The 11,659-nt window shown below is 36.6% G+C and carries 15 protein-coding genes, 1 tRNA gene and 1 pseudogene; 15 read left to right on the top strand and 2 right to left on the bottom strand.

Annotated features, from left to right (window positions below; translation table 11 throughout):
• Window positions 1–33 precede the first annotated feature (33 nt).
• The 5 genes from BM157_RS11300 (at window position 34) to BM157_RS11280 (ending at window position 5,096) form a co-directional block, all read left to right on the top strand.
• Window positions 34–501, top strand: coding sequence for a bifunctional adenosylcobinamide kinase/adenosylcobinamide-phosphate guanylyltransferase (locus tag BM157_RS11300; protein ID WP_055174463.1), 468 nt, complete (start codon window positions 34–36; stop codon window positions 499–501).
• A gap of 1 nt (window position 502) precedes the next feature.
• A complete protein-coding gene (locus tag BM157_RS11295) occupies window positions 503–1,090 on the top strand; it encodes a histidine phosphatase family protein (RefSeq protein ID WP_090141200.1) in 588 nt (195 codons plus the stop codon).
• A gap of 139 nt (window positions 1,091–1,229) precedes the next feature.
• Window positions 1,230–2,249, top strand: coding sequence for an adenosylcobinamide-phosphate synthase CbiB (gene cbiB / locus BM157_RS11290; RefSeq protein ID WP_090141198.1), 1,020 nt, complete (start codon window positions 1,230–1,232; stop codon window positions 2,247–2,249).
• 82 nt (window positions 2,250–2,331) lie between these two features.
• Window positions 2,332–3,444, top strand: a complete 1,113-nt coding sequence (locus BM157_RS11285; protein WP_055174467.1) for a pyridoxal phosphate-dependent aminotransferase — start codon at window positions 2,332–2,334, stop codon at window positions 3,442–3,444.
• Between the two features lie 134 nt (window positions 3,445–3,578).
• The gene (locus BM157_RS11280; protein WP_055174469.1) at window positions 3,579–5,096 is read left to right on the top strand and encodes a cobyric acid synthase; all 1,518 of its coding nucleotides are present in this window, start codon (window positions 3,579–3,581) and stop codon (window positions 5,094–5,096) included.
• A 41-nt stretch (window positions 5,097–5,137) separates the two neighbouring features.
• On the opposite strand, the gene BM157_RS13295 is transcribed toward BM157_RS11280, so the two are convergent.
• Both BM157_RS13295 and BM157_RS13100 read right to left on the bottom strand, forming a co-directional pair.
• Complete coding sequence (locus tag BM157_RS13295) at window positions 5,138–5,356, bottom strand: FCD domain-containing protein (protein ID WP_443974308.1); 219 nt, start codon at window positions 5,354–5,356, stop codon at window positions 5,138–5,140.
• A 20-nt stretch (window positions 5,357–5,376) separates the two neighbouring features.
• Window positions 5,377–5,661 carry a FadR/GntR family transcriptional regulator gene (locus BM157_RS13100; protein WP_456361696.1) on the bottom strand — a complete coding sequence of 95 codons (285 nt, stop codon included), beginning with the start codon at window positions 5,659–5,661 and terminating at the stop codon, window positions 5,377–5,379.
• Window positions 5,662–5,864: 203 nt separating this feature from the next.
• On the opposite strand from BM157_RS13100, the gene BM157_RS11270 reads away from it, so the two are divergent.
• The 10 genes and pseudogenes from BM157_RS11270 to BM157_RS11225 all read left to right on the top strand — a co-directional run.
• Complete coding sequence (locus BM157_RS11270) at window positions 5,865–6,083, top strand: helix-turn-helix transcriptional regulator (protein ID WP_055174479.1); 219 nt, start codon at window positions 5,865–5,867, stop codon at window positions 6,081–6,083.
• On the top strand, window positions 6,073–6,864 hold the full coding sequence (locus tag BM157_RS11265; RefSeq protein ID WP_090141225.1) for a DUF3169 family protein: 792 nt from the start codon (window positions 6,073–6,075) through the stop codon (window positions 6,862–6,864). The genes BM157_RS11270 and BM157_RS11265 overlap by 11 nt, the downstream gene beginning before the upstream one ends.
• A 108-nt stretch (window positions 6,865–6,972) precedes the next feature.
• A complete protein-coding gene (locus BM157_RS11260; protein ID WP_022502046.1) occupies window positions 6,973–7,836 on the top strand; it encodes an aldo/keto reductase in 864 nt (287 codons plus the stop codon).
• Between the two features lie 52 nt (window positions 7,837–7,888).
• Window positions 7,889–8,305 (top strand): annotated as a pseudogene (locus BM157_RS11255) (carboxymuconolactone decarboxylase family protein); the annotation flags it as partial.
• Between the two features lie 179 nt (window positions 8,306–8,484).
• Window positions 8,485–8,556: transfer RNA gene (locus tag BM157_RS11250), tRNA-Glu, on the top strand.
• 121 nt (window positions 8,557–8,677) lie between these two features.
• Window positions 8,678–9,142, top strand: coding sequence for a ribosome maturation factor RimP (locus BM157_RS11245; RefSeq protein ID WP_022502044.1), 465 nt, complete (start codon window positions 8,678–8,680; stop codon window positions 9,140–9,142).
• A 38-nt stretch (window positions 9,143–9,180) separates the two neighbouring features.
• Entirely contained in the window at window positions 9,181–10,404 is a 1,224-nt protein-coding gene (gene nusA, locus BM157_RS11240) for a transcription termination factor NusA (protein ID WP_090141194.1), read from the top strand.
• Between the two features lie 20 nt (window positions 10,405–10,424).
• Complete coding sequence (rnpM, locus tag BM157_RS11235) at window positions 10,425–10,700, top strand: RNase P modulator RnpM (RefSeq protein ID WP_082421562.1); 276 nt, start codon at window positions 10,425–10,427, stop codon at window positions 10,698–10,700.
• A 13-nt stretch (window positions 10,701–10,713) separates the two neighbouring features.
• The gene (locus BM157_RS11230) at window positions 10,714–10,998 is read left to right on the top strand and encodes a L7Ae/L30e/S12e/Gadd45 family ribosomal protein (RefSeq protein WP_055175047.1); all 285 of its coding nucleotides are present in this window, start codon (window positions 10,714–10,716) and stop codon (window positions 10,996–10,998) included.
• Window positions 10,999–11,054: 56 nt separating this feature from the next.
• Window positions 11,055–11,659: translation initiation factor IF-2 N-terminal domain-containing protein (locus tag BM157_RS11225; protein ID WP_318255959.1), on the top strand; the 605-nt coding region annotated here is incomplete at its 3' end.

Genomic DNA, 11,659 nt, shown 5'->3' with positions numbered 1-11,659 from the left:
TGAATAAAAATGTGCACAGAAACGAGGAATAATATGGAATTATATTTTGGCGGAGCTTATCAGGGAAAGCTTGATTATGTATGTGGCAGGAAAAATATAGTTAAAGAATTGTGTGGTAATGCAGAAGATACAATGAGTAATATATATTCAGAAGATGATAAGTGCATTAAAAATAAAATATGCAATAATAATATAGCTGATGGAGCATATTGCAGTATTGAAGATATAAAAAATGCCTGTATATTAAATCATTTTCATCTGCTTATAAAAAGACTGCTTAAAGATGGGAAATGTACAGATACGCTTATAGATACCATTTATGCTGGCAATCCATCAATTATAATAATATGCGATGAGATTGGCAGTGGCATAGTTCCTTTGGAAAAAGAGGACAGAATATACCGTGAAACAGTTGGGCGTATGCTTTGCAGGGCTGTAAAAAAGGCTGACAGGGTAGAGCGTATAGCGTGTGGCATAGGACAATGCCTGAAAGGTGAATAATATGAAGATTGTATTAATCAGACATGGTGCAACAGCAGGTAATATCAAAAAAAGGTATATAGGCATAACTGATGAGGACTTATGTGCTTCTGGGATTGAGAGCATACATAATAATATTAAGGCAGGTTATTACCAAGAGGTACAGGCAGTATATGTAAGTCCTATGAAAAGGTGCAGGCAGACGGCAGAGCTTATATATCCTGAATATAAACAGCATATAGTGCCAGATTTCAGGGAATGTGATTTTGGCATATTTGAAGGAAAGAATTATAAAGAACTTTCTGGCAATGAGCAGTACCAGAGATGGATTGACAGTAATGCAACGATACCATTTCCACAAGGAGAAGATGTTGCGGATTTTAAGAAAAGAAGTGTTAAGGGCTGGTATGATATGATTAAACAATGCCGTTTATTGAATTATTCGGACATTGCATGTGTAATTCACGGCGGCACAATAATGTCAGTAATGTCAGAGATATATGGTGGTGGCTATTATGATTATCATTGTGGCAATGGTGATGGGTATATATGTGATGTGGCTTTAGATGGAAGCATTAATAATTATACAGAACTTTTACGTTGTGAGTAAAAATATGCGTATTCTATGAGTAAAGATATGTATTTATCTTGAGTAAAATATGTGTTTGTTATAAATAAATATGTGTGTCTATTATATGTTAAAGTATGAGTTTATTCTGAGTAATAGCGTGTGAAGGAATGAGGAGTTTATGAATTTATTTATATGTCAGACAATAGCAATTGGCTGTGGTTATATACTTGATCTGCTTATTGGTGACCCTCACTGGCTGTATCATCCGGTACGCCTTATAGGTAATCTTATTTCGTTGTTAGAAAGTATTTTATTAAAAGAAAAAGATACATCTGCTAAGAAGTACAGAAAGGGTATGGTGCTTGCAATATTAACGCCGTTAATAACGGGTATTGTTACTGTATCTATTCTTGTTGTTGGTTATCATATTAATATGATACTTGGCTGCGTAATTGAAACAATAATGTGTTATCAGATACTGGCAGTAAAATCGCTCAAAGTAGAAAGTATGAAGGTATATTATGCTTTGGATAAAGAAGGGTTACAGCAGGCACGTAATGCCGTTGCAATGATAGTCGGCAGGGATACGAAACAGCTTGATGAACACGGCGTTGTAAGGGCAGCTGTTGAAACTGTCGCAGAGAATACATCAGACGGAGTTATTGCACCATTATTTTATATGATGTTATTCGGGGCGGCTGGCGGTTTTGTATATAAGGCTGTTAATACAATGGATTCAATGATAGGTTATAAGAATGATAAATATTTGTACTTTGGAAGATTTGCGGCGAAGTTAGATGATGTTGTGAACTTTATTCCGGCAAGAATAGGCGGCTGTCTTATGGTTGTGTCAGCAGGAATTGCACAGCTTGCAGAAAAATGTAATACAAAGGATAAAACAAATTCACACTATAGTATAGGGAATGCGTGGAAGATATTTAAAAGTGACAGAAAAAAGCACAGCAGTCCTAATGCCGCCCAGACAGAGTCGGCCTGTGCAGGAGCTTTAAAAGTAGCATTATCAGGCGATAATTATTATTTTGGAAAGCTTGTGCATAAGCCACAGATAGGAGAGGCAATACGTCCGCTGGAAGCTGGTGATATAGGAAGAAGTAATATTTTATTATATATTACTGCATTTCTTATGGTAATTATTGTGTTATTAATAAGATTGATAATAATGTTGGCAGTCAGATAATTATATTTTAATCAGATTGGCATATTGATACGGGGATTGCATACTGATAAAGAGATTGTCAGGCAGATGAGAGGTTACAGCTATGGAACAGCAGATACACGGTGGAAATATATATGATAAAAATATATACAACAAAGAAATAACACTTGATTATTCGGTTAATATTAACCCTTTAGGAATGCCGCAGGAAGTGTGTAATGCGATTACGCAGGATATTGGTGGTTATCAGACATATCCAGACATTAAGTATACGGCATTAAGAAATGCAATTGCCAGCAAAGAGAGTATTAATGCAGATAACATTTATAAGGTTAATATTAATGCTAGGAATATACTCTGTGGTAATGGTGCTTCAGAACTTATAATGGCAGTTGTAAGGGCTGTACATCCAGAAAAATGTGCCATTGCTGCACCTTCATTTTCAGGCTATGAGCGTGCAGTTAAGGCGTATGGAGCAGGGATTGTATATTATGAGCTTGACAGTAATAATGGCTTTAGCTATGAATATGTAAGTGGACGATTAGAACAGCTTGATGTCCAGTTATGTTTTATATGCAATCCGAACAATCCAACAGGGAATATTATACCTGAAAATATTCTTATCAATATATTAGACATATGCAGAAGAAGAAATATTATAGTTGTTGCGGATGAGTGCTTTTTAAGATTTAACCGTAATTATGAGAAGATAAGCTGTAAACGTTTTCTAAAAGATTATAATAATCTTGTAATAATAAATGCGTATACCAAGTTCTATGCAATGGCAGGAATAAGGCTTGGATATCTCATGAGTTATAATGATGAATTAATCGACAACATATCTTTACAGCTTCCAGAGTGGAATATATCAACAGTGGCACAGCGTGCAGGAATTGCGGCATTTAAGGATAAAGATTACGAGGGGCACACATATAGGCTTATCGAGAAGGAGCGGGAATTTCTTACAGATAAATTATCGGCTATGGAATGTATCGTATATCCGTCTGTGGCAGACTATATAACCTTCAGGCTTCCGTCAGATAAGGCTGGCTGTCAGCTGCAGGATGAATTATTAAAAAATGGAATTCTTATCCGTTCGTGTCAAAGCTACCGCAATATGCCGCCAGACTGCTACCGCATAGCAGTAAAGAAGCATACAGATAATGAAATTCTTATTGATTTCATAAGCGATATATTGACAAAATGTATAATATAGATTAAGAATAGATAATTGCAAAGTGGCAATATATCCATAGATATCAATAACGGACAAATTATTATATATAAATATTATAATAAAGTTAATTAGGATAGGAATTTAACATAGATAACAGGGAAGGTGCAGTGATTATGGCAAGAAATCTGATGATTCAGGGAACGATGTCCAATGCAGGAAAGAGCATTATAACAGCAGGAATATTAAGAGTGTTAAAACAGGATGGCTACAGTGTAGCACCATTTAAGTCACAGAATATGGCACTTAATTCATATATAACAGCCGATGGTCTGGAGATGGGAAGGGCACAGGTTATGCAGGCAGAGGCAGCTGGGATATCCCCTTGTGTAGAGATGAATCCTATACTTTTAAAACCGACAAGTGATGTTGGTTCTCAGGTAATTGTAAATGGAATACCATTAAAGAATATGCCGGCTAAAGAATATTTCCAGTACAAAAAGCAGCTTATTCCAGATATATTAGAAGCGTATAATAAGCTTGCCAGTGCGTATGACATTATTGTTCTTGAGGGTGCTGGCAGTCCGGCAGAGATTAACCTTAAAAAAGATGATATTGTTAATATGGGAATGGCAAAGCTTGTAGATGCACCTGTTCTGCTTGTAGGTGATATTGACAGAGGTGGTGTATTTGCACAGCTTGTTGGAACAATTATGCTGTTAGAGGAAGAAGAACGCAGGCGTGTAAAAGGTCTTGTTATGAATAAGTTCCGTGGAGATAAGAGAATATTAGAGCCGGGCATAAAACAGTTATATGATATATGTCCAATTCCGGTTGCAGGTGTAATTCCTTATGTTAAGCTTGACATTGATGATGAGGACAGCCTTGCTTCACGGATTGAGCCATCAGTCTACAATGCACATATGTCAGATGAGCAGTTCGACATAGTAGTAATACGTGTGCCTCACATTTCTAATTTTACGGATTTTAATGCACTTGAGCGTATTGAAGAGGTCAATCTGCGTTATGCAGACAAGGCAGAACAGATTGGAAATCCCGACCTCATAATTCTTCCGGGAAGCAAGAATACAATTAATGATTTAAAATGGCTCCGTAAAAATGGAATGGAAGCACAGATTATAAAATGTTCAAGACAGGATATTCCGGTATTTGGAATATGCGGTGGCTTTCAAATGTTAGGAAATGTCATTGATGATTCGTGTGGTGCAGAAACTGGAGAAGTTGTAGCAGGAATGGGACTGCTTCCGGTAACAACCACATTTTCAAAGAATAAACACCGTACAAGAGTGCAGGGGATAACTTGTATACAATCTGGAATGTGGGAAATGCTCGGACAGAAGAAATGTAAAGGCTATGAAATACATATGGGCGAAAGTACAATAAGTGAAGATGGTGCGAATCCATTTGCAAGAATATTCAATACTGTTGATAAGACCGAATATATGGATGGCTGTGTACGGGGCAATACAGCAGGAACTTATATGCACGGGATATTCGATGGACAGGAATTCTGCGACAGCTTAATCAATATGCTCTGTGCAAGGTATGGTATTACATCAAAGAGTGGTGTCAGAATAAGCTTTGATGAATACAAGCAGAGAGAATATGATAAGCTGGCAGATGTGATCCGTGAGAATATGGATATGAAGTATATATATGAGATTATAGGTTAAAGCTAAATTGAATAAAATGTATAATGTTTAATAAAGGTGTATTATTTTGAAGAATTAATACACCTTTTATTGTACATAAGATGCATATACATAGCATCCTGGGCACGGACAGCATTATGTTCTGCGATAGCCTCCGCTATTTCACGATGAGTTTCGATGGTTTCAGTTTTAAGGATGTTGCCGGTTGTTTCAACAAAAAGAGGGATAGAGCTGTTTATTATTGGGATTAATCTTGGGATGACAAGATTCTTGCTTCCCATAGCAATAGCGGTGTGGAATTCTATATCTTTTTGTGTATGGTCTTTTTTTGTTCCATAAGCTCTTCAACCTCATTACATAATCTGTTGATTTTGCTGATGTCATTCTTATCAGCATAGGTTGCTGACATAGCAGCAATAGAAGGTTCGAGTAAAAAACGTATTTCAAGCAGATCCTGCACAAGTTTCTTCTTATCTGATATGAATGTAAAGCCAAAAGGATCGTCTACTATACCAGGTGATGAGGCTACATATGTTCCAGACCCCTGTTTGATAGTTACAATATTGCGGGAGGCAAGGAGCTTCATAGCCTCTCTAAGAGAGCTTCTTCCAATATCAAGCTGGTGTGATAAGTGGCTTCAGGAATTATTTAAAATTGAGTATCGTTTTGGTTATTTGGTATTGACAGTGTATAATGACAAGAGTATAATGCAAAATGACAAAAAAAGTTGTCATTATAGCAATGAAAGTTGTCAGATTAATAATAAAAGTTGTCATATGGAGGTGTAGTATGATACTGCGAAATCGGCTGAAAGAACGCAGAGCTGCGCTGGATGTCAATCAGCAGGAGATGGGAAGACTGTGCGGAGTGTCAAGACAGACAATCAGTCTTATAGAAAGGGGCGATTATTCGCCGTCTGTCACTCTTGCATTAACGATTGCAAAAGTATGCGGCGTTACTGTGGAAGAAGTATTTTATTTACAGGAGGAAGATAATGATGGGAAATGAAGAAATTAAGAAAGCAAACAGAAAGGCATTGCCTAAGTTCATATTGCTTTGTATTGTAGGAGCTTTAATCGGAGGTGTAGCTGGGTATCTTGTTGGAGCAAATGGAATTGATACAATGTCAGGGGATTTTAAAGTGGTAGTTAGTAATTATGTTGAATTAACTGCACCTTGGATTATGCTTGCTATTGCAGTTATAATTCCTATAGTATTAGTGCCATACTACAGGAAGGCTAAGAAGCAGTTATCACAGTGGGATGGTGAAGACGAAGAAGTATCAGATGGTGTCGAAGAGAAGCTTTCTATAATTCAATGGGTTTCAAGTGGAGCACTTATAATTTCATATTTTCTTATTGCGGCATCATATTCAGGTGGTACAGCAATGTTTGAAAGTGTTAACAATATGATAGGATTAACTGTTAGCATTGCAGCATTTTTAGGGATTATGGCAGAGGTTGTTATTATACAACAGAAAAGTGTTGACTGTGTAAAGATAATGAATCCTGAAAAGACGGCATCGGTATATGATATGAAGTTCCAGAAGAAATGGCTTGAAACCTGTGATGAAGCAGAGAAGATTATAGTTGGGAAATGTGCATTTAAAGCATTTAATATAACGAATAGTATGTGCAGTGTACTTGCAGTTATTCTTGCAATCAGTGCACTTATGTTTGAAATTGGTTTTCTTCCTTCATTTGTTGTGTGCCTTATCTGGATAGTTAATATGTCAATATATTGCAAAGAATGTCTGAAATATTCAAAAGTTGGTAACAAGATTATGTAGATAAATATTGTAATGAAATTTCTCACCACCCCCCTTGACTTGGAGTTAAGTCAAAGTATTAAGATAAACACATAAACGATAATACATTTTAGAAAAGGAGCAATGGGAATGTATAATAATACTTTAACACTTAACAATGGAGCGAAAATTCCACAGCTTGGACTTGGTACTTGGTTTATTGACGATGCAAAGGTTGCAGATGCTGTAAAAGAAGCGGTAAAGCTTGGATACAGACATATTGATACAGCACAGGCATATGGCAATGAAAGAGGTGTCGGTGAAGGAGTGCGTAATTGCGGAGTTTCAAGAGAGAAACTTTTTGTAGTATCAAAGGTTGCCGCTGAACATAAGACATACAAGGAAGCTAAAGCTGGTATTGATGAGACACTTGAAAAAATGGGACTTGATTACCTTGATATGATGATTATTCATTCACCACAGCCTTGGTTAGAGGTTAATCAGAGTGATGACAGATATGTAGAAGGTAACAGAGCTGCATGGAGGGCATTGGAAGATGCTTATAAGGAAGGAAAGCTTAAGGCAATTGGTATATCTAATTTCCAGATTGGTGATATTGAAAGTCTTTTAGAAACAGCAGAGGTTAAGCCGATGGTTAACCAGATTCTTCTTCATATAAGCAACACGCCATTAGAACTTGTAGAATACTGCCAGAAGCGGGGAATAGTAGTAGAAGCATATTCACCTATAGCACACGGTGAAATTCTTAACCAGCCAGAGATTAAAGTGATAGCTGATAAATATGGTGTTACCATTCCACAGCTTTGCATCAGATATACATTACAGCTTGGAGCAATAGCACTTCCAAAGACAGCTGATCCTGAGCATATGAAGAGTAATGCAGAAGTAAATTTTGAAATCAGTGCAGAGGATATGGAAGCTCTTAAGAATTTCAAGAAAATTGAAAATTATGGTGAGAGCAGTGGCTTCCCAGTATATGGCGGTAAACTTTAATTAGTGAAATTGGTAAAATTTAATTAGAGAAATATATTAATAGAGGATTGTTATGGATAAAATAGTACAGACAGCAGGAAGAACAGCTTTAGGAGAATATGCTCCACAGTTTGCACATTTTAATGATGATGTGCTTTTTGGTGAGAACTGGAATAATCAGGATATTGATGTAAAGACAAGAAGCATTATAACAGTAGTTTCACTTATGTCTATGGGAATTACAGATTCTTCACTTAAGTTCCATTTACAGAATGCCAAGACACACGGCGTAACTCAGAAGGAAATCGTGGCTGTTATAACACACGTTGCATTTTACGCAGGCTGGCCAAAAGCGTGGGCAGTATTTAATCTTGCCAAGGAAGTATGGAATGTAAATGAAGGTGATTTGCCTTATGAAGATGAAGCTATGAGAGCACACGCAAAAGAAATGGTATTTCCTATCGGAGCACCAAATGAAGCAATACAGCAAGCTTAAATAAAAAATGTAAGGCACGAACCCAGTGTTTTAGCTGCTTTCAGCACATATAAAGATTTATTTTAAATTTTTTTGAAATTTCTTCAAAAAAGTGCTTGACGAATTACACTGGGTCGTGTATTATAATGAAGTGCTTTGCGATAGCAACTAACACAAAGCAAGACTTAAGATATGGCTTATTGGTCAAGTGGTTAAGACGTCGCCCTCTCACGGCGAAGACAGGGGTTCGACTCCCCTATAAGCTATTCTGCGTTATAATTGATTCGAAAGAGTGGGCTTTATGTCCACTCTTTCGTTTTTGCAATATAATTATTGTTTGATTAATGCAGAATGAAAACTGAATATTATTAAAAGAAAGAGGTAGTAATGGGTAAGAGAGAAGATTATGAAGCTAAGACAGAAAAGCTTATAATGCCAATTGTTGAAGCTAATAATGTAGAACTTTTTGATGTGGATTACATTAAAGAGGGTCAGGACTGGTATCTGCGTGTCTACATAGATAAAGAAGGTGGAGTTACAATTGATGACTGTCAGGCTGTAAGCAGAGCTTTTAATGAGATACTTGATAAGGAGAACTATATTACTGACCAGTACATTTTTGAAGTGAGTTCACCGGGACTTACAAGACCTTTAAAGAAAGAGAAGGATTATGCAAAGAGTATTGGGAAACTTATAGATATTAAGCTTTACAAAGCTGTTGAAGGCTTAAAGGAATATACAGGCGTTCTTAAGGAATACGATAAAGACAACATTACAATAGAGGTTGATGATAATCTTATAAAGATTGAGAGAAGCAATCTTGCAATGATTAGATGGGCATATGTTGAATAGATATATAACTAAAGTTGTTAATAATGGAGGATAAGAAGATGAATAAAGAATTGATACTTGCGATTGAAGCCTTAGAAAAAGAAAATGGAATCGACAAAGAGATTATGTTTGATGCTATAGAAAAGTCATTAATGGACGAATATAAGGCTGAATTTGACAAGGCAGATAATGGCAGGGTAGTACTTGACAGAAGAACAGGTGATTTCCACATTTATTCAGACAGAACTGTAGTTGAAGAAGTAGAAGTTCCAGAGTTCCTTGATACTAAGAAAGGAAAGTATGTATCTGGTACAGAAATCGCACTTGCAGATGCAAGAAAGATTAAGCCGGCCTGTCAGCTTGGTGATGTTATTACTATAGAAGTAAAGTCAGAAGAATTCTCAAGAAAGGCAGCTAAGAATGCCAAGAATACAATTGTCCAGACTATAAGAGAACAGGAAAAGAATGCACTCTACAACGAGCTTCACGCTAAGGAGAAGGAAATCGTTACAGGTGTTGTACAGAGAATTAACGACAATGGTGATATGACTATTGATATTGGAAGAACACAGGCGGTTCTTAAGGCAGATGATAACTTTAAGGATAAGCAGTTCAAATGCGGAGACAGAATTAAGGTATATGTTGCAAGCGTAAGCAACAGAGAAAGAAGCGGTTTATCAGTTAAGATTTCAAGAAAGTCACAGGAACTTGTAAAAAAGCTTTTTGAAGAAGAAGTTACAGAGATTAAAGATGGCACAGTTGAGATTATGGCTATCGCAAGAGAAGCAGGTTCAAGAACTAAGATGGCTGTAAGAGCTAATGTTCCTCATGTAGATCCAGTTGGTGCGTGCGTAGGTATTAACGGTGCGAGGGTTAAGAATATTGTTAATGAACTTGGCAATGAACAGATTGATATTGTTGAGTGGGATGACAATCCAGCACAGTTAATCGTTAATGCTTTAAGCCCGGCAAAGGTTGTATCAGCAGTAGCAGATGAAGAAGAGAAGAAGGCTAAGATAATTGTTTCAGAACAGCAGTTATCACTTGCAATCGGTAAGTCAGGACAGAATGTAAGACTTGCAGCTAAGCTTACAGGTTATGGAATTGATATTAAGAGCGAAGCCGATCCAGAAGCATTTGCTGATATGGATAAAGACAACGCAGAAATCGTATATGGTGAAGACAGCGAAGAATATAATGACAATCAGGCAGATGATGTAATGCCATTAGATGAAGACTATAACGAAGATGCAGCCTCTGACACAGAAGTTGTAGAAGAATAATATTATTGGAGAGTGATAGTTTGGCAGCAGTAAAGAAGATTCCGCAAAGACAGTGTATAGGCTGTAATGAGATGAAAGACAAAAAGCAGCTTATACGGATATTAAAGACTCAGGATGAACAGATAATAATAGATACAACAGGCAAGAAGAACGGAAGAGGGGCGTATATATGTCCTGATGCAGAGTGTCTTAAGAAAGCAAGGAAGTCAAGAGGACTTGAAAGAGCTTTTAAGATGGCTGTTGATGCATCTGTTTATGATGAGTTAGAAAAGGAGATGAATAATCTTGGACAATAAAAGAGCATTATCAATGATAGGTCTTGCACAGAAGGCTGGAAAAGTAGCAAGCGGTGAGTTCTCTACTGAAAAGGCTGTAAAAGAGCATAAGGCATATATGGTAATAGTAGCAGATGATTCATCTGATAATACCAAAAAGAATTTTAAGAATATGTGTGAATATTATAAAGTGCCAGTGTATTTCTTTAGCAATAAGGATGACTTAGGGCATGCTATAGGTAAAGAATTCAGAGCATCACTCGCAATCCTTGATGAAGGGTTTAAGAATAGTATTGAGAAACATTTTAAACAAGATTAGAGATAATCGGTGTAAATAATACAGAAATATTATTCCTGTATTGGAAAAGAGGTTAAATGGCAAATATGAGAGTTCATGAGTTGGCGAAAGAATTAAATATTTCATCAAAAGCAATAACTGATATGTTAAGCAATGCTGACAAGAAATATACAGCTATGAGCGGACTTGGTGAAAGTGAAATAAACAGTGTAAAGAGCAAGTTTACAAAAGCAGCTGGAAATACAGCTAATAAATCAGGACCTAAAAAGGCAGAAGAAAAACAAGTGAAATCAGAGGAGAATAAGAATATTAAGGCACAGGATAAGACTGGTAATAAGTCAGAACAGAATACACAGGATACTAAAGCAGCAAACACATCTAAGGATGTAGATAAGAAGCACATTTCTCAGGTGTACTTCCCACAGAACAGCCAGAAGACTGATTCAAGAGATAGAAATAATAATAGAGATAATAACCAGAATAGAAATAACAGAGATGGTTATAGAAATGACCGTAATAATGGCGGTTATAGAAATGATCGAAACAATGACCGCAATGGCAGTTACCAGAACAGGGACAATAACGGTCAGAACAGAGATGGTTATAGAAATGACCGAAACAACGGCGGTTATAGAAATGATAGAAACAATGACCGTTCTGGCAGTTACCAGAACAGGGACAA

The organism is [Lactobacillus] rogosae (assembly GCA_900112995.1).
GTDB lineage: Bacteria > Bacillota > Clostridia > Lachnospirales > Lachnospiraceae > Lachnospira > Lachnospira rogosae.
Note: the sequence above shows the minus strand (reverse complement) of the source record. Positions and strands in the feature narration are given on the sequence as shown.

What these genes read in the sequence shown, in the direction of transcription:
- BM157_RS13295 (WP_443974308.1), bottom strand. Translation starts at nt 5,356, where the DNA reads ATGGGAAGCAAGAATCTTGTCATCCCAAGATTAATCCCAATAATAAAC.
- BM157_RS11300 (WP_055174463.1), top strand. Translation starts at nt 34, where the DNA reads ATGGAATTATATTTTGGCGGAGCTTATCAGGGAAAGCTTGATTATGTA.
- BM157_RS11245 (WP_022502044.1), top strand. Translation starts at nt 8,678, where the DNA reads ATGGGTAAGAGAGAAGATTATGAAGCTAAGACAGAAAAGCTTATAATG.
- BM157_RS11260 (WP_022502046.1), top strand. Translation starts at nt 6,973, where the DNA reads ATGTATAATAATACTTTAACACTTAACAATGGAGCGAAAATTCCACAG.
- BM157_RS13100 (WP_456361696.1), bottom strand. Translation starts at nt 5,661, where the DNA reads ATGAAGCTCCTTGCCTCCCGCAATATTGTAACTATCAAACAGGGGTCT.
- BM157_RS11285 (WP_055174467.1), top strand. Translation starts at nt 2,332, where the DNA reads ATGGAACAGCAGATACACGGTGGAAATATATATGATAAAAATATATAC.
- BM157_RS11230 (WP_055175047.1), top strand. Translation starts at nt 10,714, where the DNA reads ATGATAGGTCTTGCACAGAAGGCTGGAAAAGTAGCAAGCGGTGAGTTC.
- BM157_RS11295 (WP_090141200.1), top strand. Translation starts at nt 503, where the DNA reads ATGAAGATTGTATTAATCAGACATGGTGCAACAGCAGGTAATATCAAA.
- BM157_RS11270 (WP_055174479.1), top strand. Translation starts at nt 5,865, where the DNA reads ATGATACTGCGAAATCGGCTGAAAGAACGCAGAGCTGCGCTGGATGTC.
- BM157_RS11280 (WP_055174469.1), top strand. Translation starts at nt 3,579, where the DNA reads ATGGCAAGAAATCTGATGATTCAGGGAACGATGTCCAATGCAGGAAAG.
- nusA (WP_090141194.1), top strand. Translation starts at nt 9,181, where the DNA reads ATGAATAAAGAATTGATACTTGCGATTGAAGCCTTAGAAAAAGAAAAT.
- cbiB (WP_090141198.1), top strand. Translation starts at nt 1,230, where the DNA reads ATGAATTTATTTATATGTCAGACAATAGCAATTGGCTGTGGTTATATA.
- BM157_RS11265 (WP_090141225.1), top strand. Translation starts at nt 6,073, where the DNA reads ATGGGAAATGAAGAAATTAAGAAAGCAAACAGAAAGGCATTGCCTAAG.